The sequence below is a fragment of the Sphingorhabdus sp. genome (assembly GCF_046596595.1).
Lineage (GTDB): Bacteria > Pseudomonadota > Alphaproteobacteria > Sphingomonadales > Sphingomonadaceae > Sphingorhabdus_B.
In genome coordinates, this window is record NZ_JBKJMB010000063.1 from 26,565 (window position 1) to 51,262 (window position 24,698).

General features: G+C 55.9%; 26 protein-coding genes, 2 tRNA genes and 1 pseudogene. 19 read left to right on the top strand and 10 right to left on the bottom strand.

Translation table 11 applies throughout. The annotated features are described in order from the left end of the window. The first annotated feature begins 37 nt into the window (after positions 1-37). Both ACLL9E_RS06510 and ACLL9E_RS06515 read left to right on the top strand, forming a co-directional pair. The gene (locus ACLL9E_RS06510) at positions 38-709 is read left to right on the top strand and encodes a glutathione S-transferase family protein (protein ID WP_411290930.1); all 672 of its coding nucleotides are present in this window, start codon (positions 38-40) and stop codon (positions 707-709) included. A 220-nt stretch (positions 710-929) separates the two neighbouring features. After that, positions 930-2,438, top strand: a complete 1,509-nt coding sequence (locus tag ACLL9E_RS06515; protein WP_411290931.1) for a YifB family Mg chelatase-like AAA ATPase — start codon at positions 930-932, stop codon at positions 2,436-2,438. A 205-nt stretch (positions 2,439-2,643) separates the two neighbouring features. Here ACLL9E_RS06515 and ACLL9E_RS06520 read toward each other — a convergent pair. The 6 genes from ACLL9E_RS06520 to aroA all read right to left on the bottom strand — a co-directional run bounded on the left by ACLL9E_RS06520 (position 2,644) and on the right by aroA (position 7,445). After that, positions 2,644-2,729 (bottom strand) — tRNA-Leu (locus ACLL9E_RS06520). 57 nt (positions 2,730-2,786) lie between these two features. Beyond that, positions 2,787-3,065, bottom strand: coding sequence for an integration host factor subunit beta (locus ACLL9E_RS06525; RefSeq protein ID WP_411290932.1), 279 nt, complete (start codon positions 3,063-3,065; stop codon positions 2,787-2,789). A 198-nt stretch (positions 3,066-3,263) separates the two neighbouring features. Continuing rightward, positions 3,264-4,970: a 30S ribosomal protein S1 gene (rpsA, locus tag ACLL9E_RS06530; protein WP_411290933.1), complete on the bottom strand. Its 1,707-nt coding sequence runs from the start codon at positions 4,968-4,970 to the stop codon at positions 3,264-3,266. Between the two features lie 237 nt (positions 4,971-5,207). Beyond that, on the bottom strand, positions 5,208-5,834 hold the full coding sequence (gene cmk, locus ACLL9E_RS06535; protein WP_411290934.1) for a (d)CMP kinase: 627 nt from the start codon (positions 5,832-5,834) through the stop codon (positions 5,208-5,210). Further along, positions 5,831-6,109, bottom strand: coding sequence for a CBU_0592 family membrane protein (locus ACLL9E_RS06540; protein WP_411290935.1), 279 nt, complete (start codon positions 6,107-6,109; stop codon positions 5,831-5,833). The genes cmk and ACLL9E_RS06540 overlap by 4 nt, the downstream gene beginning before the upstream one ends. After that, complete coding sequence (gene aroA / locus ACLL9E_RS06545) at positions 6,102-7,445, bottom strand: 3-phosphoshikimate 1-carboxyvinyltransferase (protein ID WP_411290936.1); 1,344 nt, start codon at positions 7,443-7,445, stop codon at positions 6,102-6,104. The genes ACLL9E_RS06540 and aroA overlap by 8 nt, the downstream gene beginning before the upstream one ends. 150 nt (positions 7,446-7,595) lie before the next feature. Here aroA and ACLL9E_RS06550 point away from each other — a divergent pair, with 150 nt between their 5' ends. From ACLL9E_RS06550 to ACLL9E_RS06585, 8 genes are all read left to right on the top strand, one after another. After that, the gene (locus ACLL9E_RS06550; RefSeq protein ID WP_411290937.1) at positions 7,596-7,913 is read left to right on the top strand and encodes an FYDLN acid domain-containing protein; all 318 of its coding nucleotides are present in this window, start codon (positions 7,596-7,598) and stop codon (positions 7,911-7,913) included. Between the two features lie 74 nt (positions 7,914-7,987). Continuing rightward, positions 7,988-8,063 (top strand) — tRNA-Ala (locus tag ACLL9E_RS06555). A gap of 166 nt (positions 8,064-8,229) precedes the next feature. Next, positions 8,230-9,282, top strand: a complete 1,053-nt coding sequence (gene obgE / locus ACLL9E_RS06560; protein ID WP_411290938.1) for a GTPase ObgE — start codon at positions 8,230-8,232, stop codon at positions 9,280-9,282. A 167-nt stretch (positions 9,283-9,449) separates the two neighbouring features. Further along, on the top strand, positions 9,450-10,565 hold the full coding sequence (gene proB / locus ACLL9E_RS06565) for a glutamate 5-kinase (RefSeq protein WP_411290939.1): 1,116 nt from the start codon (positions 9,450-9,452) through the stop codon (positions 10,563-10,565). Continuing rightward, entirely contained in the window at positions 10,562-11,470 is a 909-nt protein-coding gene (locus ACLL9E_RS06570) for an NAD-dependent epimerase/dehydratase family protein (protein WP_411290940.1), read from the top strand. The genes proB and ACLL9E_RS06570 overlap by 4 nt, the downstream gene beginning before the upstream one ends. Before the next feature lie 99 nt (positions 11,471-11,569). Beyond that, positions 11,570-11,815, top strand: a complete 246-nt coding sequence (locus tag ACLL9E_RS06575) for an acyl carrier protein (protein WP_411290941.1) — start codon at positions 11,570-11,572, stop codon at positions 11,813-11,815. Positions 11,816-11,835: 20 nt separating this feature from the next. After that, positions 11,836-13,035 carry a serine palmitoyltransferase gene (spt, locus tag ACLL9E_RS06580; protein WP_411290942.1) on the top strand — a complete coding sequence of 400 codons (1,200 nt, stop codon included), beginning with the start codon at positions 11,836-11,838 and terminating at the stop codon, positions 13,033-13,035. A 10-nt stretch (positions 13,036-13,045) separates the two neighbouring features. After that, complete coding sequence (locus ACLL9E_RS06585) at positions 13,046-13,693, top strand: YoaK family protein (protein ID WP_411290943.1); 648 nt, start codon at positions 13,046-13,048, stop codon at positions 13,691-13,693. A gap of 2 nt (positions 13,694-13,695) precedes the next feature. Here the strand turns inward: ACLL9E_RS06585 and ACLL9E_RS06590 are convergent, their stop codons facing one another. Genes ACLL9E_RS06590 through ACLL9E_RS06600 form a run of 3 tightly spaced genes read right to left on the bottom strand, consistent with a single transcriptional unit; the run spans position 13,696 to position 16,109 of the window. Next, positions 13,696-14,619, bottom strand: coding sequence for a hypothetical protein (locus tag ACLL9E_RS06590; protein WP_411290944.1), 924 nt, complete (start codon positions 14,617-14,619; stop codon positions 13,696-13,698). Positions 14,620-14,651: 32 nt separating this feature from the next. Further along, positions 14,652-15,623 carry a diacylglycerol/lipid kinase family protein gene (locus ACLL9E_RS06595; protein WP_411290945.1) on the bottom strand — a complete coding sequence of 324 codons (972 nt, stop codon included), beginning with the start codon at positions 15,621-15,623 and terminating at the stop codon, positions 14,652-14,654. A 9-nt stretch (positions 15,624-15,632) separates the two neighbouring features. After that, positions 15,633-16,109 (bottom strand): DUF2141 domain-containing protein, encoded by a 477-nt coding sequence (locus tag ACLL9E_RS06600; RefSeq protein WP_411290946.1) that lies wholly within the window; start codon positions 16,107-16,109, stop codon positions 15,633-15,635. A 127-nt stretch (positions 16,110-16,236) separates the two neighbouring features. Between ACLL9E_RS06600 and lptF the strand changes: the two genes are divergently transcribed. From lptF to ACLL9E_RS06640, 8 genes and pseudogenes are all read left to right on the top strand, one after another. Next, positions 16,237-17,475, top strand: coding sequence for an LPS export ABC transporter permease LptF (gene lptF, locus ACLL9E_RS06605; protein ID WP_411290947.1), 1,239 nt, complete (start codon positions 16,237-16,239; stop codon positions 17,473-17,475). Positions 17,476-17,478: 3 nt separating this feature from the next. After that, complete coding sequence (lptG, locus tag ACLL9E_RS06610; RefSeq protein WP_411290948.1) at positions 17,479-18,567, top strand: LPS export ABC transporter permease LptG; 1,089 nt, start codon at positions 17,479-17,481, stop codon at positions 18,565-18,567. 10 nt (positions 18,568-18,577) lie between these two features. After that, positions 18,578-19,474: pseudogene (locus tag ACLL9E_RS06615) on the top strand (oligosaccharide flippase family protein); the annotation flags it as partial. A gap of 234 nt (positions 19,475-19,708) precedes the next feature. Further along, positions 19,709-20,131, top strand: a complete 423-nt coding sequence (locus ACLL9E_RS06620) for a polysaccharide biosynthesis C-terminal domain-containing protein (protein ID WP_411290964.1) — start codon at positions 19,709-19,711, stop codon at positions 20,129-20,131. A 25-nt stretch (positions 20,132-20,156) separates the two neighbouring features. Beyond that, positions 20,157-21,308: an N-acetyltransferase gene (locus ACLL9E_RS06625; protein ID WP_411290949.1), complete on the top strand. Its 1,152-nt coding sequence runs from the start codon at positions 20,157-20,159 to the stop codon at positions 21,306-21,308. 56 nt (positions 21,309-21,364) lie between these two features. Then, entirely contained in the window at positions 21,365-21,928 is a 564-nt protein-coding gene (locus ACLL9E_RS06630; RefSeq protein ID WP_411290950.1) for a DUF159 family protein, read from the top strand. Then, positions 21,919-22,623 carry an NRDE family protein gene (locus ACLL9E_RS06635; RefSeq protein WP_411290951.1) on the top strand — a complete coding sequence of 235 codons (705 nt, stop codon included), beginning with the start codon at positions 21,919-21,921 and terminating at the stop codon, positions 22,621-22,623. The genes ACLL9E_RS06630 and ACLL9E_RS06635 overlap by 10 nt, the downstream gene beginning before the upstream one ends. 68 nt (positions 22,624-22,691) lie before the next feature. Next, positions 22,692-23,249 (top strand): hypothetical protein, encoded by a 558-nt coding sequence (locus tag ACLL9E_RS06640; protein ID WP_411290952.1) that lies wholly within the window; start codon positions 22,692-22,694, stop codon positions 23,247-23,249. A 229-nt stretch (positions 23,250-23,478) separates the two neighbouring features. Here the strand turns inward: ACLL9E_RS06640 and ACLL9E_RS06645 are convergent, their stop codons facing one another. Next, complete coding sequence (locus ACLL9E_RS06645; RefSeq protein WP_411290953.1) at positions 23,479-23,805, bottom strand: DUF952 domain-containing protein; 327 nt, start codon at positions 23,803-23,805, stop codon at positions 23,479-23,481. A gap of 181 nt (positions 23,806-23,986) precedes the next feature. Here ACLL9E_RS06645 and ACLL9E_RS06650 point away from each other — a divergent pair, with 181 nt between their 5' ends. Continuing rightward, entirely contained in the window at positions 23,987-24,598 is a 612-nt protein-coding gene (locus ACLL9E_RS06650; protein WP_411290954.1) for an outer membrane protein, read from the top strand. The last annotated feature ends 100 nt before the right edge of the window (positions 24,599-24,698 follow it).

Here is a 24,698-nt window from a genome sequence, read left to right on the forward strand (position 1 = left end):
TCTTCCCTTTATCCATAACCCGCCCTAACAGACACGCATGTGGCAACTCCATCAATATCCACTCTGTCCGTTTTCGCGCAAAGTGCGTCTGCTCTTGGGCGAAAAAGGTGTGCCCTATAGTCTGGTGCGCGAAAACCCTTGGGAACAGCGCGACGAGTTTTTGCAAATGAACCCGGCTGGACGGACACCGGTGATGCGCGATTCCGAACGGAATATTACGCTGGCCGATTCGGTGGCGATCTCCGAATATATTGACGAGACGGTTTCGACCAACCCGATGATCAGCGGCACTGCGCAATATCGGGCTGAAATCCGGCGGCTTGTGTCCTGGTTTGACGAACAGTTTTACGGCGATGTCACGCAACCGCTTTTGCATGAGCGCATGAAGAAGCGATTGATTGATCGGCAACCGCCGGAGTCCAAAGTTTTGCGTGAGGCGATGAAGCTGGCAAACGGACATCTCGATTATATTGACTATCTGATCGACCACCGCGCGTGGTTGGCAGGTTCAACGATGACAATGGCGGATCTGGCTGCGGCTGCGCAAATTTCGGTTGCCGATTATCTCGGTGGTATCGACTGGAACGGGCATGAGCAGACCAAGGCATGGTATGCGATGTTCAAATCGCGGCCCAGTTTCCGGCCATTATTGTCCGAACGGATGGAAGTTATCACGCCGCCCAAACATTATGAGCAAGTGGACTTCTAACGGCAACTCATGGTCATAGTGTAAAGTACACCGACACCTTGTTTGTGTAAAAAATATGCCATTAGATATACTAACGTTTAGTATACGAGACGTAGGCAGTTGCCTCTAACGCGAATTTCGTTGCAAGAAATGTGTGTCGATCTCTGGACCGGTCGGCTGGGCCTCCGTTATGTCACATCCCGACATGGCGGGGGCTCATTTCGTTTTGTGGGGAACCAATATGGTGTCGATAGTCTCCACGGTCGCCTATCTGGGATTGGAAGCGCGCAGCGTTGAGGTCCAATGTCAGGTCGCCCCTGGCATGGTAGGGTTTGCCGTTGTTGGCCTTCCCGACAAAGCCGTTGCAGAAAGCCGCGAGCGCGTGCGCGCCGCTATTTCGGCGCTTGGTCTGGCGCTACCGCCCAAGCGGATCACTATAAATCTGTCGCCTGCCGATCTGCCAAAAGAAGGGTCGCATTATGACCTCCCCATCGCGCTCGCCTTGCTTGGTGCCATGGGACTGGTGGATGCAGAAACGCTGGCCCACTTTGTTGTGGTTGGCGAGTTGGGGCTAGATGGTCGGGTTGCTGCATCGCCCGGTGTGCTTCTGGCTGCGTTGCACGCTTCTTCGCGGGGGCTGGGGCTTATCTGTCCAGCAGTGCAAGGACCAGAAGCGGCATGGGCAGGAGAAATCGAAGTTGTAGCGGCGCCCGATCTGCTTGCGTTGCTCAACCATCTAAAGGGCCAGTCATTGTTGCGTACGCCAGAGCCGGGAGCAGTGGAAGCCCGCCAACGCGGCCCGGACTTGAAAATGGTCAAAGGTCAGGAGACCGCAAAGCGCGCCCTCGAAATCGCTGCTGCCGGTGGTCACAATCTGGCGATGGTCGGACCGCCCGGCGCAGGCAAGTCGCTCTTGGCGTCATGTATGCCGGGGATATTGCCTGAACTCCCGCCTGCCGAAGCGCTTGAAGTATCGATGATAGCTTCGGTTGCCGGAACATTGGAGGGCGGACGGCTCATGCGGACACGTCCGTTTCGCGCGCCGCACCACAGCGCCTCAATGCCCGCCTTGGTCGGCGGAGGATTACGCATCCGTCCCGGCGAAGTTAGCCTAGCGCATCTCGGGGTCTTGTTCCTCGACGAACTCCCTGAATTTCAACGCGGCGTTCTCGACAGCCTGCGGCAACCGCTTGAAACCGGTGAAGTCAGCGTCGCTCGTGCAAACAGCCATGTGACATTTCCGGCAAATGTGCAGCTTGTTGCGGCGATGAACCCATGTCGATGCGGACATCTCGGCGACGCCGCACTGGCGTGCAGCGGCGCCCCGCGTTGTGCTGCAGATTATCAGGCCAAGATTTCAGGGCCGTTGCTCGATCGGATCGATCTGCACGTTGAGGTGCAGGCAGTAAGTGCAGCGGACCTGGTTTTGCCGCCGCCTGCGGAGGGCTCTGCCGAGGTAGCTGCGCGCGTACATGTGGCGCGGCAACTGCAAAGTGCGCGCTTGCACGGATCTGGCTTGCGCACCAATGCTGACCTTGACGGCGATATGCTCGCGGCTTTTGCAACACCCGATGCAGCAGGGCAGAAATTGTTGGCGCAGGCGGCGGAAGCCATGCGACTGTCGGCCAGAGGCTACACCCGCATATTACGCGTTGCGCGAACGATTGCCGATCTGTCGCTTTCCGCCGATGTCGGGCGAATCCACATTGCCGAAGCCCTCAGTTATCGTCGGCAACCCCCGCGCAATTAAGCGCGTGAGGCAATGTTCTGGACCTGAACCCATTCCGGCATGTCCGAAACAATCGCCCCGATCTGGTCGCCAAAAGGGCATGACAAAGGTTCGTCGTAAAAAGCCAAGGAAGGGCGCATGAACGGTGAATGGAATTATGTGCCTTGCCGGACAACAAACGACGCTTTGACGATAACGCTGCTTCTGCAGCGTTAGCGATGCAAAATGGTGCGGATGGCGGGACTCGAACCCGCACGCCCAAAAGGACAACAGATTTTAAGTCTGTAGCGTCTACCATTCCGCCACATCCGCTTGACCACGCGCAGACAGCATTACACCGGCATGGTCAAGTGACTTTGTGATTTAGGCTCAAGTGTTGAGGCGTTCCCGGACTTCTTTACCGGGTTTGAAATACGGTACGCGCTTTGACGGCACCTCGACTGAATCGCCGGTGCGCGGGTTGCGGCCCTTGCGGGGGCTGCGGTCGCGTGTTGAAAAGGCGCCAAAGCCGCGCAGCTCAACGCGTCCACCATCGGCGAGGCGCTGGATTATCTGGTTGAAAAACAGATCAGCGATCTTTTCGATCTCCTCTGTTTTCAGCTCGGGATTTTCGGCTTCCAGCTTCTTGATCAACTCCGAACGGATCATATCATGTCCTTCACTTTGGGGCGACTTTTGTAACACAATACCAGCTACATACGACTATTACCACCAATTTGGCAGCAATTTTTTCAGATTACAATGGGTTTACGTATCAGAAGGCACCGAAAAGCATAAAAAAACCCGCTCCTGGCGTCAGGAGCGGGTTTCTGATCCGATATTCCGGATAAAGTGATCAGCCGAAGCTTATTTTTTAGCGCCTTTAAGTGCTTCGCCCAGGATGTCGCCAAGCGACGCGCCTGAATCTGACGAACCATATTGCTCAACGGCTTGTTTTTCTTCAGCCAATTGAAGCGCCTTGACCGAGAAGTTTGGCTTCTTCGAACGGTCAAAGCCAGTGATCATTGCGTCGAACTTCTGGCCAACCTGGAAACGGTCCGGACGTTGCTCGTCACGATCGCGGCCAAGGTCAGCGCGCTTGATGAAGCCAGTTGCGCCATCTTCGCCCGCTTGCACTTCAAGTCCGCCATCGCGCACTTCAAGTACCGTCACAGTGGTGGTTCCACCCTTCTTCAGGCCGCTTGCCGAAGCAGCGCCGGCTGCCGACGGGGCACCCTTTTCAAGCTGCTTGATGCCAAGCGAAATGCGCTCTTTCTCGGCGTCGATGTCAAGGACGATCGCCTTGATGGTTTCGCCCTTGCGGTGGAGATGCAACGCTTCTTCGCCAGTGATGCCCCATGCGATGTCGGACATATGCACCATGCCGTCGACGTCGCCGTCGAGGCCAATGAAAAGGCCAAATTCAGTTGCATTCTTGACTTCGCCTTCGACGGTCGAGCCAACTGGGAATTTCTCTGCGAACGATGCCCATGGATTGTCGTGCGCTTGCTTGAGGCCAAGCGAAATGCGGCGCTTTTCCATGTCGATGTCGAGAACGACAACGTCGACTTCCTGGCTCGTCGAAACGATTTTGCCGGGGTGGACGTTCTTCTTTGTCCATGACATTTCCGAAACGTGGACCAGACCTTCGATACCGGCTTCGAGTTCAATGAACGCGCCGTATTCGGTGATGTTCGTAACTGAACCCTTGAGCTTTGTGCCGACTGGATATTTGGCAACCGCTGCATCCCAAGGATCGCTTTCCAGCTGCTTCATGCCAAGGCTGATGCGCTGTGTATCCTTGTTAATACGGACGATCTGTACCTTGACGGTGTCACCAATGTTGATGACTTCGCTTGGGTGGTTGATCCGCTTGTAGCTGATGTCGGTGACGTGGAGCAGGCCATCGATGCCGCCCAGGTCAACGAACGCACCATAATCGGTGATGTTCTTGACAACGCCGTCGATGATCTGACCTTCGGCGAGGTTCTGGATGAGGCCAGTGCGCTGCTCTGCGCGTGTTTCTTCCAAAATGGCGCGACGCGATACAACGATGTTGCCACGCTTGCGGTCCATCTTCAGGATGACGAATGGCTGCGCGATGTCCATCAATGGACCAACGTCGCGTACGGGACGCACGTCAACCTGGCTGCCGGGCAAAAATGCCACTGCGCCACCAAGATCGACAGTGAAGCCGCCCTTGACGCGGCCGAAGATAACGCCATCGACGCGGTTGCCAGCGTCGAATTCGCCTTCAAGCACATCCCAAGCTGCTTCGCGGCGGGCGCGGTCACGGCTCAACATGGCTTCGCCATTCATATTTTCTACGCGGTCGACGAAGACTTCAACTTCGTCACCAACCTTAAGGTCGGCTTTCTGGCCGGGCATAGCGAATTCACGCAGCGCCACACGGCCTTCGGATTTGAGCCCCACATCGATGACGGCATGGTCATTGTCGATTGCGGTTACGGTGCCTTTAACGACGCGGCCTTCAAAGCCACCGTCTGCGCCACCAAGTGATTCGTCGAGAAGTGCCGCGAAATCGTCGCGGGTCGGGTTTGGCGAAGTTGCCATAGGTTAGAGTTTCCTTGCGTACTTTTTGTCCGGCCAGTCGGTTGGTTCCGACGGTCTTTGACCAGAGTTGCCTTACTGCCCGAATAGCAGCAAAGCGTTCGTTTTAAGAGGGTTGCAGAATTATAGCAGCGTCACCCTGAACGTGTTTCAGGGTCTTACTAACGAAGGCATTTGCCAAAATAAGATGCTGAAACAAGTTCAGCATGACGCAGATTTTCTGCGAAACACTCCCGCCACTCAACGCGTGCGGAGTCGCGACTCCACCAGCGCTATCGCGGCTTGAACGGCGTCGCCTATAGTCAAATCGCCGGTATCAAGCAATAGCGCGTCTTCAGCCGCTTTCAGCGGGGCGTCGGCACGGCCCATGTCCCGTTCGTCGCGCGCGCGAATGTCCGCGAGGATAGCAGGATAATCTACACTCATGCCGTGTCGTCGCATTTCGTCATACCGCCTGCGGGCGCGAACCTCGGCTGGAGCCGTTACAAACAGCTTCACATCGGCGTGCGGTGCAATGACCGTTCCGATATCGCGGCCATCAAGCAATGCCCCGCCGGGTTGGTTGGCAAATTCAACTTGCCGCTTGTTCAATGCTGCGCGTACCTCTGGATGGATGGACACGCGGCTCGCCAACCCGCCAACTTCCTCGCTCCGCAGAACAGTGTCATTAAGTAGGCTGTCTGCAAAGCTACACCCAGCCAGCGCATCCGCCGGATCATCAGGTTTGCCTTGGTTTAGCTGCACCTGCCGACCAACAGCGCGGTACAGCAATCCCGTATCCAAGAACGGCAATCCGAAATGCGCCGCCAATGCCTTTGCCAACGTGCCCTTGCCTGAGGCAGTTGGCCCGTCAACGGCAATGATCACTTCGGCGTGCCTGTCTCTGCGCGGCGCGCCATCAGCGCTTTTGTCATGCCAAACAGCGCAATCGCCATCCAGACGATTTCCAACACCATCGTTGGGAGGTTGAAATTGACGGTCAGCGATATGGTCAGCAACGCAGCGCCAATGAAGTTGGCCACGTTGAACCACAACGCATTCATCTGCGTCGTCAGATTGCTGTAAGCAAAAGCCGCGACGATGAAGAAGCTGCCGGCAAAGCCGACAAGGTCAGCAGCAAAGGGTGAGAGATATTCAGTCATTTTGTGCCTGCAGTTTATTTAAGATGGCTTCAAATGTCGGAAAGCTTGTCGCAATTGGCGAGACATCATCGACAGTGACGGGATGATAAATATGCTGCCCAACCACCGCGAAGCTCATGGCGATGCGGTGATCGAGCGCGCTCGACACGGTCGCGCCGCCCTCCAAAGGTTCCCCGCCAGTGCCTTCGATGATGAGGCCACCCTCGCGTTCTTCAACCTGCGCACCGATTGCTTTTAAGCCTGCTGCCATTAGCGCAAGCCTGTCGGACTCCTTGACGCGCAATTCGTCCAGACCGCTGGTCGTCGTGCGGCCTTGCGCGATGCTTGCGGCGACAAAGAACACGGGAAATTCATCAATCATGCTTGGCGCAACATCGGGCGGTACTTCAATCCCGCGCAATATAGAATGCCGTGCCGTGATGTCGGAAACTGGTTCGCCGCCGACTTCACGTTGGTTGGCGTATGTCAGGTCAGCGCCCATCGCTTGCAGTATCTGGTAGATTCCCGTGCGTGTCGGGTTCATGCCGACATGGGTGACGGTAACTTCGCTCCCGGGCGTAATCAATGCTGCGACTATGAAGAACGCTGCCGACGATGGATCGCCGGGGACTTCGATCTCCTGCGGCTTTAATTCGGCTTCGCCCATCAGGCGGATGTGCCGCACGTTTTCGGCATCGACCTCCACCGTCAAATCCGCGCCAAAACCGCGCAACATGCGCTCGCTATGGTCGCGGGTAGGCACAGGCTCGATGACCTCCGTGATGCCAGCGATGTTGAGCCCCGCCAATAGGACAGCGCTTTTGACTTGCGCCGAGGCAACCGGCAGTCGGTAGCTTATCGGCACGGCAGGGACCAACCCCCGCACCATTAATGGCAACGTGCCGCCCGGACTTGCCGTAAACTCTGCGCCCATTAGGGAAAGCGGATCGATGACGCGGCCCATCGGTCTTTTGGACAGGCTCGCATCGCCAATGAATGTCGCAGTCAGCCGGTGGCTGGCAACGAGTCCCATCAACAATCGCGTCGATGTGCCACTGTTGCCCATATCAAGCGCGCCAGAGGGCTGCATGAGGCCGCCCACGCCTACACCATGCACGGTCCAGTCGCCATCGCCTGTGCGTTCTATATGGGCGCCCATTGCGCGCATGGCGGCGGCGGTCGCTAAAACATCTTCGCCCTCCAACAATCCCGAAATCCGGCTTTCGCCAATGGCAAGCGCGCTGAGCATCAGGGCGCGGTGCGAGATGGATTTGTCGCCGGGGACCTTTACGGTGCCGCGTAACGGGCCTTGGGGCTGAAAACGGCCGGGTCTGGTTTGGGAGTGCTGCGTCACCATTTGCGCTTTGCGGATGATGCGCGATCAAGTCAACGACCACAGTAATTTTTGACAGCGGCGCAGCGCTGTGGCAAAGGCCGCGCCAATTGACGGTGATTCACGCACGTGCATCGCCTTTCCAAGCCAGTTTAAAAAGGATTTAAGCCCGCCATGATCAAGGCTGAATGGGGAACCAAGCGCACTTGCCCGAAATGTGGCGTGCGTTTTTATGACCTGACTAAGGACGAGCCGGTTGAATGCATTGAATGCGGCAACCAGTGGACCCCTGAACCCGTATTAAAATCAAAGCAGCCGATGCCATTTGAGGAAGTCGAGAAGAAGAAGGATGACGCCGATCTGGCCGATGACGATCTCGACATCGACGTAGATGCTGTCGATGGCGATGTCTCGCCAGACAATGACGTCGACCTGGGTGGTGACGAAGACCTTGGGGTCGCCGGCACTGAAGGCGAGCCTGACGATATCTAATCTTCGCGCTTGAAATATGCAGGAGCGCCAGCTAGTGGCGCTCCTCACCAACGCCGTCCTTTGGGCGGTAAGATGGGGCCTTAGCTCAGCTGGTAGAGCGCTACACTGGCAGTGTAGAGGTCAGGGGTTCGACTCCCCTAGGCTCCACCAATTTTCGCTAAGGCTTCGGCTAGCTCGCCAGTCCGCGTTGTCGGCAACATTCCGCTCCCCAAGTTTCGTCATGCTGAACTTGTTTCAGCAGAACATGCGACGTTAGCCCGTTATCCCGAAACGAGTTCGGGATGACGAAGTCGCTACGATAGTTTAAGGCCACTACATGCACTTTCTTGACCAAGCTAAAATTTTTGTCCGTTCGGGCGCAGGTGGCCCCGGCGCGGTCAGTTTTCGGCGCGAGAAATATGTTCAATATGGCGGCCCCGACGGCGGCAATGGCGGCAAAGGCGGCGATGTCATTATTGAAGCTGTGGCTGGGCTGAACACGCTTATCGATTTCCGCTACGCGCAACATTTCAAAGCCATGCGCGGTATTCAGGGTATGGGCCGTGACCGCCATGGCGCCTATGGTGATGACCTGGTCATCCAGGTGCCGGTGGGAACACAGGTGCTGGCGGACGATGAAGAGCGCACTTTGCTGCTTGATTTGACCGAGGTTGGTCAACGCGTCGTGTTCTTGCGCGGCGGCGACGGCGGGCGTGGCAACGCTTCTTATAAAAGCTCAACAAATCGCGCACCGCGCCAACATGGTCCGGGCTGGCCGGGCGAAGAAATGTATGTCTGGTTGCGGCTGAAACTGCTGGCGGATGCCGGGTTGGTTGGTATGCCAAATGCAGGCAAATCGACCTTCATCAATCAGGTATCCAACACCAAAGCCAAGGTCGGCGATTATCCCTTCACCACCACGCGCCCGCAATTGGGCGTTGTTGACCACAAATCACGCGAATTTGTGCTTGCCGATATTCCCGGCCTCATCGCCGGGGCAGCCGAAGGCGTTGGCATTGGTGACCGGTTCTTGGGCCATATCGAACGTTGCCGCATCCTCATTCACTTGATCGATGCGACTCAGGATGACCCCGTGGCCGCATGGCATATCGTGTGCGACGAACTCAGCGAATATGGCGCGGCATTGGATGAAAAGCCCCAGATTGTCGCACTGAACAAGGGCGATTTGCTTGATCCGGAATTGATGGCTGACATTGCGCAACAGCTTCAGGCAGCAGGGGCGAAGGACGTCATCGCCATCTCGGGCGCAACCGGGCAGGGCGTTGATCTTGTCCTCGACCGGATTTTGGAGGAACTCCCGGCGAAAAGCGGAATCGAAGGCGCGAAAAACGCGGGCATAACCGAGGATGGGACATGGTCGCCGATTTGATCATTGCGCCCAGCCTTTACAAAACCGGCGTGGACGGGGTCTAGCGATGAATGATACGTCTCCTCGCCAAAATGCTGTCACCCTTAACTTGTTTCAGGGTTTTGGATCGATGTCGAAAAGCAAGATGATGAAACGAGTTCAGCGTGACGGCGCTGGGTGGACTGGCCGTGGATAAGCTGTCTCCCGCATTTTGCCCCTTGTTGGTGGTAAAGGTCGGATCGTCGTTGTTGGTTCAACCCGATGGCAATGTCCGCCGTGAATGGCTTCAAACGCTCGTTGCGGATGTTGCCACGCGGCACAAGGCGGGACAAAGGATCATTATTGTAACCTCGGGCGCAATTGCGCTTGGTGCGCGCAAACTTGGCTTTGACAAGGGCGGACGTGCCAGCCTTGCCGATGCGCAGGCGGCGGCGTCGGTTGGACAGATTGTGCTGTCGGGCATCTGGGCACAACTTCTGGAAGCGCAAGGGCTTGCCGCGGCGCAAATGCTGGTGACGCTCGACGACCTTGAGGATCGCCGTCGCTATCTCAATATCGCTGCGACGCTTGATCGCCTGTTGGGTGCAGGGGCCGTGCCTGTGATCAACGAAAATGACAGCGTTGCCACCGAAGAAATCCGCTTCGGCGATAACGACCGCTTGGCCGCGCGCGTCGCACAGGCCGCTGGAGCGTCGGGCGTGGTTTTGCTCTCTGATGTCGATGGCCTGTTTGATCGCGCACCGCATCTGCCCGGTGCAGTGCTGCTGCGAAGCGTTGAGAAGATCGATGGCCGTGTGCGGGTGATGGTGGCTGAAGGTTCATCGTCCGGCATGGGGTCGGGCGGGATGGCGTCAAAGCTTGATGCGGCGGATATCGCAACGCGCGCTGGCATTGGCCTCGTCATAGCTTCAGGGCTGCGCGACCACCCTCTCTCGGCTTTGGAGCAAGGCGGCCCTTCAACCTTCTTTGCCCCGCGCGAAGGCGCATCGGCCCGCAAAAGCTGGCTTGGCGGGCGGCTGACGGTAAAGGGTCGGATCCGGATTGATGCCGGCGCGGTTGCGGCTTTGAAAACGGGCAGCAGCCTTCTGCCAGCTGGCGCATTGTCAGTTGAAGGCGAGTTCAAGCGCGGCGACGTGATCGACATCAGCGCCGACGACGACATCGCGATTGCGCGGGGGCTGTCGGAATATGATGCAGTCGATGCAGCACGCATTTGCGGTCATCGGTCAAGCGAGCTGGCGGCGATATTGGGCACTGTGCCGCGGTCAGTGCTTGTCCACCGTGACCAGCTGGTTCTTCTGTGAAGACAGTCGCGCTGACGGGAGCGACGGGTTTTGTTGGACGCGTCACGCTTGACCGGCTTGTTGCCGCTGGTTGGCATGTCCGCGCGCTGACTCGGCGGGACCAGTCCAAAAAAGATGGCGTAAGCTGGGTTCACGGCAGCTTGGATAACACGGCCAGCCTTGCGGAATTGTCCGAAGGTGCCGACGCGGTGCTGCATGTCGCGGGCGTCGTCAATGCACCTAACGCTGCAGGGTTCGAAAGCGGAAATGTGACTGGCACTTTTAACATGCTCGCTGCCGCGGATGCGGCGGGGATAAGCCGCTTTATCCACGTTTCATCGCTAGCGGCGCGTCATCCAAGCCTGTCGATGTACGGGGCGAGCAAAGCAAAAGCCGAGTCATTGGTTACTTCTTCAACGCTCGATTGGACCATAATCCGGCCGCCAGGAGTTTATGGCCCCGGCGACACCGAAATGTTCGATATGTTTCGGATCGCGGCCAAAGGATGGGCCATTCTGCCACCGCGCGGACGCGTGTCGGTTATCCATGTCGATGATCTGGCAAGCTTGCTGGTGGCGTTGCTTTCCGCCGAAAATATGTCAAAGTACGTCGTGGAAGCCGACGACGGCACTCCAAACGGCTGGACTCACGAAGGTTTTGCCAAAGCCATCGGGGCAGTCGTCGGACGGGATATCAGAACATTGCATGCGCCCGTAGCATTGCTCAAATTTGCAGGATGGGCCGATCGGGCGGTTCGCGGATCAAAGGCAAAGTTGACCCCTGACCGTGCCAGCTATCTTGCGCATCCAGACTGGACGATCAACAGGGACGCTATGCCATCCCCCGATGTTTGGAAGCCCGAAATAGCAACACCTGCAGGGCTGATAGACACCGTTGCATGGTATCGAAAACATGGCTGGATGTAGCCACCATATTTTGCCCTCTTGCCGCCTTATTCCCTTGCCATAGCGCGCAAAGCCGACGCAAAGCCGACGCAAAGCCTGCGCGTAAATTAAGGAATTCGAATGACTGACCGGAGCGAAATGCTTGATCGCCTGATGGGCCTGATTGAGCCATTCAACAAAAAAGGTGTTGAAGTAACCGAGGCAACGACCTTTGCTGGCGACCTTGAATGGGACAGCCTGACCGTCATGGATTTCGTTGCCGAAGTCGAAGACAGCTTCGACATTATCATCAGCATGAATTTGCAGGCCGAGATTGAAAATGTTGGCCAGCTTGCCGATGCCGTAACCAAGATGACCGCTGCCTGATTTTTAACGGAAAGACGTTGATGACTGACTTATTCTCCAAATTTGACGCCTTGATTGCCCAACGCGAAGGCCTGCTCGCCACTGGCGTGAAGGATCCGTTCAGCCTGGTGATGGAAGAGGTGAAATCGCCAACCGTTGCCGTCGTCAATGGCAAGGAAACAATCTTGCTTGGCACCTATAATTATATGGGCATGACCTTTGACGATGATGTCATCGCGGCTGGCAAACAGGCTTTGGACGAATTTGGCGCGGGCACCACCGGCAGCCGTGTTTTGAATGGTACGTTTCAGGGCCATAAGGAGTGTGAGGACGCGCTGAAGGAATTTTATGGAATGGACTACGCGATGGTCTTTTCCACTGGGTATCAAGCAAACCTTGGGATCATCAGTACGATTGCGGGCAAGGGCGATTACATCATCCTTGATATCGACAGTCATGCGTCGATTTATGACGGCTGCAAAATGGGCGACGCCGAAATCGTCGCGTTCCGCCATAATGACGTTGAGGCACTGGAAAAACGTCTCAAGCGTTTGCCTGCCGACGCTGGCAAATTGGTGGTTCTTGAAGGTGTCTATTCGATGCTTGGCGATGTCGCGCCCCTGAAAGAGATGATCCGCGTGTCGAAAGAAGCCGGCGCAATGATTCTGGTCGATGAAGCGCACTCGATGGGCTTCATTGGCGAAAATGGCCGCGGCGTTGCCGAGGAACAGGGCGTTCTCGATGATGTCGATTTCATCATCGGCACTTTTTCCAAATCAGTCGGCACGGTCGGCGGTTTCTGCGTTTCGAACCATCCGAAGTTCGAGATCATGCGGCTTGTCTGCCGTCCTTATGTTTTTACCGCGTCGCTTCCACCCTCGGTCGTCGCCTGTTCGGCCACGAGCATCCGCAAGTTGATGCATAACCATAACAAGCGCGCACATTTGTGGGAGAATTCGAAAAGCCTGCATCAGGGGCTGCGCGATCTGGGCTTCCAATTGGGCACACCGAACGCACAAAGCGCCATCATTGCGGTGATCATGCCTGATCTGGAAAAAGGCGCTGCGATGTGGGCGGCATTGCTCGAAAACGGGCTTTACGTGAATCTCGCTCGGCCACCAGCGACACCAGCTGGCATGACCTTGCTGCGTTGTTCCTTGTGCGCCGAACACAGCAGCGCGCAGGTCGCCGACATTCTCGACCGTTTTGAACGGGCGGGCAAAGCCGTCGGGATCATCTGACGACCGGAATATGAACAGGCTTGACCGTAATGCCCGTATCTTGGCCGTCAGTTTTGCGGCCATGGCGGGCATGGTCGACGCCATCGGATTTCTTGCCAGCGGCGGGTTTTTCCTGTCGTTTATGAGCGGTAATTCCACGCGCTTCAGCGTCGGTGTAGTCGAAGCAGCGCCTTACGTCTCTATGGTCGCTGCGTTGCTTTTATGCTTTGTTGCCGGCGTTGTGGTAGGGTCATTGATTGGCCGCAAGAATTCGCTTTCGGCAACAAAACGGCAGGCATATATCCTCATCATCATATCGCTGTTGCTGTTTGCCGCGCCATTGATCGCTGGCATGGGATTTTTATGGGTTGGTCTGTGTGCCGCGGCTTTCTGCATGGGGCTGGAAAACACACTTTTTGAACGCGAAGGATCGGTGTCGTTCGGGCTAACTTACATGACAGGCGCGCTCGTCAAAATTGGGCAGGGGATGGCAACGGCATTGAGTGGCGGCGCACGTTTTGAATGGCTGCCCTATCTTCTGCTCTGGCTTGGCCTTGTCACAGGCGCGGCAGTTGGCGCCTTGATGTTTCGCAGCTTCGGCCTCAACAGCCTTTGGTTGCCCGCAGGGTTTGCGGGTGTTTTTGCTTTTGTGTTATTGGCCCAACGCAAGCGAGCGTAGCGCTAACGCACTGCGCCTTTCACCCATAACTTCGGCACCAGAAACAACGCCGCAACCAAGGGCCACTTACGCTGCCATGGCCGGATGACAATCTGCGTGCCTGCATGGCGATTTATCTTCCACGCCAGATAATCGATTCCCCCGGCATAAGTGAACGCGGCCTTCGCAAGCCGCGCAATGGTCAGCAACTTGCCCCTGCGGCGAAGGCCCGGCCAGCGCGCCTTTTCCTGCACAATCCTGCCCTCCAGGTCGGGCTGCAGGACAATTTTATTGCCGCGATGCTCATTGGCAATCAATGTGTGATGAAGCGCCGCCACGCCAAAGCGCGTGTAACGTTCGGGGTCGAAAGCAATGACCGACGATGGCCGGTCCTTCCGCTCAGCCCGAAGCTCAGCGCTATAGGTCATTTGAAACCCGGACTGCCAAAGATCAAGCACTTCAACCTCGCGTTCGACAAATGCCAGCGCGCCGTTCAACAGCGTCGGTGCAGCGCCCGAAATCGCCATGATCGCGGACTGGCGCGCCGCTTCATCGGCACACCAAACGAGGCGCGATGGTTGCGCAAATCGCGCCCAGACCGACACGGCAGAGGCAGATGGCCGGTTCAGTTCGTGAAAATCCGCTTCGCTCAGAACGGCAACTTTTGCGATAAGGCCATCATGCTCGACCGGAAAGACATTAGGCGGCAAGCGGCGGTTCCATGTCGCCCGCCAGGTTTTTCCGTACGCAGCCTCATAATCCGAAACAATGAGGTAAAAGTCGAGCATTTCGCCGTGCAACTGTTCGGAACGTAGACAAGAGCCATAAAACAGCACCGCGCGCGATGCGGCACCAAATTGCGCGGCTATATGTTCAGCAAAGTCGCACACACCGTCCTGAACCGGCACGGCCAGTTCCTCGGCCACAAGTTTCGTGAGCGACAGCATATGCGTGCCTTAGCAGTCTTTACAGCAATCTGTTAAGCCGCGAGCTTAAGGAACGGCACAGGCGGTGTCGACCGGAGCACGATTGGGCTTCCCAGATATGCCTCAAATACTTCGCCATCCAGAACAACGCTGCTTTGCTCGCTATCGATTCTAATCACGTCGCCTTGCTGAAAATGGATGCCAGCCATTGTCGTTTGGCCCAATTTACCGCGCAAGGACGCCGCAATCATCTTCAGCATTGCGATTGGCTTCTGGTCAACCGCAAGAAATTTCATCAGCCCGCGCTGTTTGGTGTTTCCGGCCTGACCACCGAGCAGCAGTTTTTCCAATGTCGTAACAATCAGCACCGAGAATGTGCCATGCAGTTCGCCATTACGAATGAAAGAAATGCTTACCGGCTTGGATCGCTCGGGAAGGAAGCTGGCCTTTACACTGACAATTGTGGAAAACATGACGGCAATCGCCGTCAAAAAGTGGCTCAATCCATTTGGCAATCCCAAGGGATAGATTTTGTGCCGGCAGTAAAGGATCGTTTCGGCAAGCCCTGCGCCACCTAGAAACATCCCAAGCACTGGACGAGCGCCTTCGCTGCCATCACTCAATGCGATAAGTTCGCGCACGACAATATGTTTTGACAGATCGCCCTTGGCGACTTCGATAATCCGGGCCAGCGCTTCGAGCGGATTTCCCTCAGCGCCCAAATCCAAAGCAATCAAATTGGTCTTTCCGTTGGGCAAAACCGCGACCGGAGGCGGCGTGCCGTCAAAATGCCCGCCATGATATAATTCGGTCAGGGCTGACTGGACCGTGCCGTCACCGCCATTGATAACAAGCACCTTTGGCTTGACGCGCGCAATCATTTCCAGCGCTTTGGCAATCTGGCCGATCTCTTCGACCTCATAATGAAATATATCCGGGTTCTTGGCGCAATATGACCGAACCGCCGGCAACAATGACCTGTTGCCGGTGGAATTAGGGTTCGAAAGGAGCGCCACTAAAGCCAAATAATGTCCTTACATATATTTCAGGTTTACGGTGATCCGGGTGACACCCGGTCCGGCTTCGAAGGCAACTTTATTGACTGACGGTTTGCCAAGATTCAGTATGCTGATGCTTGGATTGTTGGAAAATCCGCCGCCGTCCTGGCTGATGTCGGTTTTGCCATTAGCGTTGCGGTCATGCCGCACGGCAATTCCGTATTTGCCTTCGGAAGGCACGGGAATGCATATATTCATGCTGCCCGCGCTTGCACGGCTTTCAACGCGGTGAAGCCACCGGCCTTTGGCGAGCCATGCATTCGAGCTCGCTGGATAGGATTGCACCCTGATCTTGCCGCTGGATTCTTTTACGCCGCGGACATTCACGAGCACAGCAGGTCCCTTACCTGACGCACAGCGCGACAAATCGTTACCCAATTCTTGGCTCGCGACTGCTGTACCCGAAATGAGCACAAGACCGACTACGGTCATGAGGGCGACATATTTATTCATCTCAAAACTCCTGGAACGCTATGTCGATATCCGCACATTTTTCGGATACCATCGATATTGCCCCTGAACCACTAAGCGTCTATCGCGACAGTTTGCGGCCAAATTAGGGTGACAGGGCGACCATAAGTTGAAATTTATTACTGCCACTGACCGCTATATTTTCCGGCTTGTGATGTTGCCGTTGCTTGCCACGCTGGTAATTGCGGCTTCTTTATTGCTTTTGGAAAAAATGCTGAGCCTGTTCGACTTTGTCGCGGCAGAGGGCGGACCTGTAAGCGTTGTGTGGCGGATGCTTGCCAATTTGATGCCGGAATATCTGTCACTTGGTATCCCGATCGGTTTGCTGCTTGGTATCTTGCTGGCGTTCAGGAAACTCGCAACATCTTCGGAACTCGACATTTTTCGCGCGGTTGGCATGAGCTACTTTCGACTTTTGCGCGTTCCGTTTATGCTCGCTATTGCGCTTGCGGCGGTGAATTTTGCGATCGTTGGATTCCTTCAGCCGAGTGCACGATATCTTTATGAGGAACTGCGCTTTGAGCTCCGGTCCGGTGCATTCGGCGCGAAGGTTCGGGTGGGGGAATTTAACAATGTAGGAAAAAACCTGACCGTCCGCATTGATGAAAGCCGTAACAATGGCAATGAATTGTCCGGCATGTTTGTATTTGCGCAGAGCAAAAACGGGCAGACCATTGCTGTAACTGCAGAAAAAGGGCAGTTTTTGCGCACCGATGACCCGGACACAATTTTATTGCGGCTGGAAAAGGGCACGCTTGTCCACGATGCGCCCAGTTATGAATCGCCGCGGGTACTGAGCTTCACGAGCCATGATGTACCTATCCCCCTTCCGCAGATCGAGAATTTCCGTACGCGCGGTGGCAAGGACAGGGAATATCTAATCACTGAGCTGACGAAGATCGGTGGCGATGCCCAGCGGCCCGCAATTGAACGAAACAGCGCGTGGGCCAATTTCCATTTTCGCCTCGTCGAAGTGGCGATGATGCTGCTGCTTCCCTTGCTGGCGGTTGCGCTCGCCATCCCGCCGAAGCGGTCGACGTCGGCGCTTGGCGTATTTTTGTCCATTGTGATGGTCGTCACCTATCACAAGATTAACGAATATGCGCAAAGCGTTGGGAGCATGGGTGTGATTGACCCTTTCATTGCTTTGTGGGTGCCGTTTGCCTTGTTTGCTGCTTTGATCCTGTGGATGTACCATGTCATTGCACATGTGCCCGGTGGACAGCCAATCGGGGCGCTTGAGGTATTCGCTGCAAAGGCAGGCAAATGGATCAAGCGCGTATTCCGTTTTGGCCGGAAATCGCGTTTGGCGACATTAGGCATGCCTGCCCTTCCGGCGGAGTCATAACAGATGCATTTCTTTCCATCGCGCAACATCACAATGTACATGGCCAAGTTGTTCGTTGTCCGCAGTTTCGCGGTCTTGATGATGCTTGTTCTAGTGCTGATGGCGCTTGATCTGCTGGGCGAGAGTGGCAAAATCCTGGCAGTGCCGGGCAACAACCAGGGTGACGTCCTGCATTATGTTTCCATGCGGGCACCGCAAATTATTGCCCGGTTTCTGCCCTTTTCCGTCCTGCTTGGAACGTTGATAACTTTTGCCGGATTGAGCCAGCACAGTGAAGTCGTTGCGATGAAGGCAGCCGGGCTATCCGCGCATCAGATATTGGCTCCGATGTTCGTAGCAAGCTTAGGCGTTGCACTCATCTCGTTCGTTTTTAACGATGCCGTTGTTGCACCTAACACTGCGAAGTTGAAGGTCTGGCAAACGGCAGAATATGGGGCAGTCGCGCCCGACGGTGACGCGCGTAACAATGTGTGGGTACGTGAGGGCAATGACCTTTTTCGTGCCGGCAATGTGCGCGGTTCCGGCAATGATACGGTGTTGGAAAATGTTCGTGTTTACCTACGGGCGAATGGCGGGTTGCGCCAGGTTGTCACTGCGACGCAAGCCCGCTTTGTAGGTAATGCATGGCAACTTGATAACGCTCAGTCGTTTGATGTTGCAACGACTTCGGAGACCAAGGTTGAAAATCTTGTCATCGGCAAGGGCATAACACCTGACCGGTTCAATTATGTCAAAGTTGACGGCGATAGCCTCGCCTTCCTGCCGCTTATGCGCGCCATTGATGACCTGAAGGCCTCTGGTCGCCGCACCGATAATCTGGAAGGCATATTGTGGCACAAGTTGTCGGGGCCGTTATCGACCTTGCTCATGCCCTTGCTTGGCGCAGTGGCTGCCTTTGGCCTTGCGCGATCGGGCGCGCTGTTTTTGCGCGCCGTCATCGGAATGGCCTTGGGCTTCACCTATTTTGTGGCGGACAATTTTGCCTTGGCGATGGGCAATCTGGGCGCGTACCCGCCATGGATTGCGGCATGGGGGCCATTTTTGTTATTCTTTCTGATCGGCGAGACGGTGTTAGTCCGCACCGAAGAATGACGGCGGCGCGATGAGCGGCCCGATTGAGGATGCGCTGGTTAAGCTAGCGCCTGCGGTCAGCAATCAGGAAGTTGCCAAGGGCGCAGGACTTGCCGCGCTTGCGCGTCTGGGCGCGCTCATCGAAATAGTCGCGCAGCCTGCTTATACGTGGATGTTCGGCATTACCGGCTATGGCGTATATGTCGTACTTTGGGCGGCAATCAACATTTTGGCCAATATTCTCGATCTGGCAATGGGGCAGGCGCTTCAGCGGATTGTGCCCGCCGCAGCGTCCGAGGAACGCCAACATGGTGCGGTGAAATTTGCGCTGCTGACAGGAACAGCGTTGGGCATCGTTGCGGCTTTGGCCATTACGCTATCGGCGACCTGGTTGGCGGGCTACGTCGCGAGTGCGCCAGAACAGGTTAGCCGCTTGCCTGCCGCCATCGCGCTTTTTGCATGGAGCTTGCCGCTGTGGATCTTTGTGGAAATCGCTACCGCTGCGGCGCGGGCCAAACGGGCCTTTGGTCCCGAAATCCGGTTGCGTATTTTTTGGGAACAGTTGGCACGCCTTTTGTTCGCAGCCGGATTTTTCGCCCTTGGTTTTGACCTGATGGGCCTTCTACTTGGTCATATGCTGTCGCTTGCGTTGACCGCAATATTGTCGGTGCAATTGCTTGGCCGATATTATAACCTTCGCCTTTTGTGGCGCGCGCCCATGCCGCGGGTGCTGCGCAACGCCGTGCTGAACAGTGGCATGGCGATGTTGCCGCCAGCGGTGGCAAGACGGGCCTATAATGATTTGCCGCCCATTTTGTTGAGCCTCATGGTCCCCGGCGCGGCAGGCGCTACGGCTGCTGCCCTTTATGGCATTGCGCGCAAGGTTGCATCGCTCCCGTTGATTGTGCGCCAGTCTTTTCTTTATGTGTTGTCGCCGCTTGCGTCGGCGCAGGCCGCGGTTGACCGCAACGCGATGCTACCCATGTACCGGTTTTCCACGCATATGTCGTTGTTGTTGGCGGTGCCCTTGGCTGGCTTTCTGATCCTCGTTGCGTCCGACATCCTCAGCGCCTTTGCACCCGGTGCCTCTGCCGCGTTGCCGGTCCTCATCATCCTGCTTGCCGCACGCGCCGGTGAAGCAGTTATCGGACCAGCGACTCCAATCGTCGAGATGGTGGGGCATCGCGCCTTACCCTTGCTCAACAGCATCATCGGCCTCGTGATTTGGCTCCTGCTCGCATATTGGCTTGTGCCGCTTTATGGCGCGACAGGGATGGCCATTTCGGTTTCAGTCGCCGTTGTCGTTACCGCTTGGGCTGCGGTCGTCGAGCTTATGGTCAGCGACAGACTAAGTCCGTTTGGGTTTGGCTTCTGGCGCGCTGCTGCTGCGGGTCTAAGCGTGGTTGGTGCATTGTGGCTGTTGGGTGAAGCGCTTTCCCCGTTTGGCGCGCCAGTCAGGGCAATTTCGCTGCTACTGCTTTTCTGGCCGCTATTGTGGCTTGGATTGGTCTATGGCCTGCCCAAGGACGACAAAGCTGCATTGGGGAAATTCGGAAAGCGGCTTCGTTTGGGTTCGGGCGCATAAAGCGGAAAAATTCAGGGAAAATGTTATGACGAAAATCCTCATTCGCCCGGTTTTAACCAAGGCTGACAAGAAAGCCTTTGTCGACCTGCCATTCCGGCTTTACGCTGGCGATCCAAACTGGAGCCCACCGCTAAAAAGCGATGTTATGTCGACGATCACGCCGGGTAAAAACCCGTGGTTTGGACATGGAGAAGCGCAGCTTTTTCTCGCCGAGCGCGATGGAAAAGTGGTTGGCCGCATTTCGGCCCATCTGGACCATCTCGCACTGAAACAGCCTGCCGACCAAGGCATGGGACCGGGTGTAGGTAATTGGGGGTTCTTCGAAGCTGAAGACGCCGATGTTGCAAGGGAATTGATCGCGGCAGCCGAGGGCTGGCTTCGTGACAAGAAAATGGTCCGGTCGCTTGGACCGCTAAGCCTTTCGATCTGGGAAGAGCCCGGGTTGTTGGTGCAGGGGCATGATCATCCTTCAACGGTTCTTATGGGATATCATAATGCCGCTTACGGTCCGTGGATCGAAGCTGCGGGGTATGCCGGGGTCAAAGACCTGTATACCTACCAGATACCAATTGATGTCCCCTTTCCCCCCTTGGTGCAACGCATCACAGCATCGGGTGAACGCAACGAGCGGATCGTCATCCGGAAAGTGGACAAGAAGAATTTTGATGCAGAAGCAGCCATTATCCTGTCCATTCTAAATGATGCATGGAGTGGAAATTGGGGTTTTGTACCCATTACCGATGCTGAAGTTACCCATACCGGGAAGCAGTTGAAACCAATTGTTTTCAACGATCTTATCCGGATTGCCGAAGTTGATGGCGAGCCTGTCGCGTTCATGATGACCTGGCCCGATATCAATGAAAAAATTGGTACCTTTGGTGGATCATTGTTGCCGTTTAATTGGGCCAAGCTACTTTGGTGGTTGCGCGCGCCCAAGGTGAAAACGATGCGGGTTCCCCTGATGGGTGTCGTGAAGAAATTGCAGTCGACAAGAATGGCAAGCCAACTTGCATTCATGCTGGTATCGTTAATCAGGGATTCCTCGACGGCAAATTTCGGCGCGACACGCGGTGAATTTGGCTGGGTGCTTGATGATAATGGACCAATGCGTTCGGTTGGTGAGGCCATCAATGGCGAAATCAACAAGGTCTATCGCATTTACGAAAAGCAACTTTGATGCGCTGGTGCCGGACAAAACTGTCGCGTACCGGGTTTCGCGGCTAACATTCCGGCATGACGCGGGCCTATCGTCTTGATGCGCCGTCAGGTGTGATCGCCGATATGTTTGATGCGCAACATGGGCCGGACCCATGGGGCGGCGGGGATCTGAGGCCGGGCGAGTTTGCGCCAGTGATTGTCCGGTCGGCCAAAACGTCCAGGCGCGTTATCCGGCCAATGGTCTGGGGCTATCCTGCACCCAATAGTTTGACGCCATCCGGCGAGGTGCAGTGGGTGCCGACTGTGCGCAACATCAGCAGTCCGTTCTGGGTCGGCAATCTGCGGCATGTCGAATTGCGGTGCCTCGTGCCTGCCACCGCGCTCATCCGAAGCAGGCAGGGGCAAACGGATGAAGCCGCCATCAATGCACCTCGCATCTTTGCAATGGCCGGAATTTGGCGCGACCTTACAGACATGCCTGTTTTTGCGATTATCAGCGTGGAAGACAAAGCGCGCGCCCGGGCAAGCACGCCGCTGATCCTTGATGGACCGCAGCAGCAGCATTGGCTGACAGCAGACTGGAAGGATGCGTCCAGACTATTAGACCAGCCACGCGCAAGGCCTGACCCATGTGCGTAGTGTCAGTTGCCTGGAAGGCCCATCCGCGCTGGTTACTGATTGCGGCGGGCAACCGCGACGAATTCCATGCCCGGGACGCTGAACCCTTGGCGACATGGGCCGATGCTCCGTCGATCATTGCGGGCCGCGATGTCCTGTCCCAAGGAACGTGGATGGGTGTCAGCCGCGACGGCCGTTTTGGCGTGGTAACAAATGTGCGTAACCCCGATGGACCGGACCCCGACAAGGCATCTCGCGGGGCGCTGGTTACCGACTGGCTGGCTGGGTCCCGATTACCCGACAAACCGGACGGGTATAATCCGTTCAACCTGCTGGTCGCCGATCAAGATGCTGTCTATTTTCTGTCAAACCGCCCATCGGCCGTTTGCACGTCGTTGGGCGAGGGACTGCACAGCCTGTCCAACTCCATCGCGGGCGAACTGTGGCCGCGCAGAGAACGGTTGAATAGCGCAGTAGAAAGCTGGCTTCATGATGGCGCGGACGACCCGCGCACGTTGCTCAGCATTCTGGCAGACTCCCACGCCGACCGCGCCGAGGAACATCCCATGTTCATTCGCAACAATCGCTACGGAACGAGATGCAGCACCATATTTGCGGTCGATTGCCACGGAGCGGGTTTTGTCATCGAACGCCGGTTTACCAATAACGGCGGCTTTGCTGGTGAAAGCAGCTGTGCCTTTGAATGGTGCGCCTGAACTTTGTAACGGAACAGCCTTTCATCGTCCGCGTTTGCACTGCACCACTTTTAGGAAAGGATGTGCCTGTGACTCAAGCGGATGACAGCCGACCAATCGGCAATACGCCCATGACCGATGCCGCATCGGCAACTGCGCCCACCACACACGCGACAGATTTAGGAGCTGACCCTTCGACAGTACGCAGCAATGCTGATCTGCGGACAAGCGAGGACGATGCAAGCGACGCTGCCGTCACTGCAACTGGCGCTGATGTTGACAATGACCATGCGGACGAAAGCCATGTCCACAGGTCGCAGGACGCGCCCGAGAGCTTTAATGACGAGCAGGATGACGAGGCAGCGCAGGCACAGACCGTATCCGATGACGCCATTCGTGGGATCGCTGACCGCGCTTCTTTTTCTGAGAGCGAGCATGGCGGTTCCAGCAATCCAGCCCAGATTGATCCGGACGACGCGCAGGACGTCGTGGATCATATGAACCAGATGGAGCGAAGCGGACGGATCGACATGGACGCCTATCGCGGTGAACGAAGTGACGATGACGAGCCTGATACGTTCGGAGAGTCCGCCCTTGAGCCTGATGATGTCGACAGCCATGGCAATCGGCCACGCAACACCTATTGATACAGATGCGTTGCCTGAGACGGCTGTAAAGCCGTTCAAACATACCGATGGCCCGTTCCCCGAAAGGGGGCGGGCTTAATCGGTTTTGATTACGTCGCCAATCGTGACAAACATCATGATAACCGCGAAGGAAACAATCATGCCGGTGAACAAAGCAACGGCGGGGATTTGCAGAACGTCCATGTCAGATTCTCCATTAAAGGAGGCCCTTATGCGACGAAGTTGGATGTCATGCTTTGATCTGAGTCAAATGCCCGATAATTGCTGACATTGGCAAATGGCCGTAGATGTGCGGAAATAAGGCACCGCCGCGTGACTCCTCCCACTTAATCAGGTCTTGCAACGATGTAAGATCGACTTCAGCGATAACGAGATCTTCCTGTCCAACAAAGTGCTTGGCCAAAGTGCCTTGGACTTGTGCCGCGGTCGACAAATGGATGTAGCCATCTGATAAATCGACAGGCGCGCCGCCAAACACCCCCTGGGCATCAAAGTCGGCCCATTGCGCTGCGGTGAATATTTTAAATGCGGTGGTTGGGCGCTGCGTATTTTCCATCGCGCATCCCTGACCAATTTACACCTTCAACTCAAGCTTGATCCAATCATATTCGAAATCGTGTCAATTTTGTCACATCATTTTCGTTGTTTTATATTCATGAAACTATCGTGCGAAGGGTCTGTTTGGTCAGTGGCGTCGCAATGACGGCGTCAGTTCTACTAAAAATTGGATTATTAAAATGCGTAAACTCCTCATTGGTGCAGCCCTCCTCTCCACTGCACTTGCAACTCCTGCGTTCGCGCAGGAAGCCGCGCCATTCACCGGACCACATATTGAAGCTCTGGTCGGATATGACGATGTCAGCGAAGGCAAAGGCGATTTGATGTACGGCGTAGCTGCTGGTTATGACTTCCAACTTGGCGGTGTGATTGCCGGCATTGAAGGCGAATTTGCCGATTCCGACGTCAAAGGTTCGGCCAACGACCTTATCACCACGGGCGACTCGTTCAGCCTGAACACCGACCGCGATCTGTATATCGGCGCGCGCGTTGGCTTTGCCGTTACGCCTTCGACGATGATCTACGCAAAGGGTGGCTACACCAACGCGAAGTTCGAAAGCCGTTTGGATAATGGCACGGGTACAATTTTCAACAACGGCGTAACCGCTGATGGCTACCGTCTGGGCGCCGGGATTGAGCAGAAGTTCAACCTTTTTGGACCAAGCGGCTTCATCAAGGCGGAATATCGTTATTCCAACTACAAGAATCTCGACATTGGCAAGAACGATTTCGACCGTGAAATCGACGTTGACCGCCATCAGGCCGTTGTTGGCGTAGGCGTTCGTTTCTAGTTTTCTGCCTGAACGAATAAGAGGCCTTGGCCTCAAAACATGGAACCGCCGGGCGAAAACCCGGCGGTTTTTTAATGTTGGAACACGTCCCTGAGGGGAG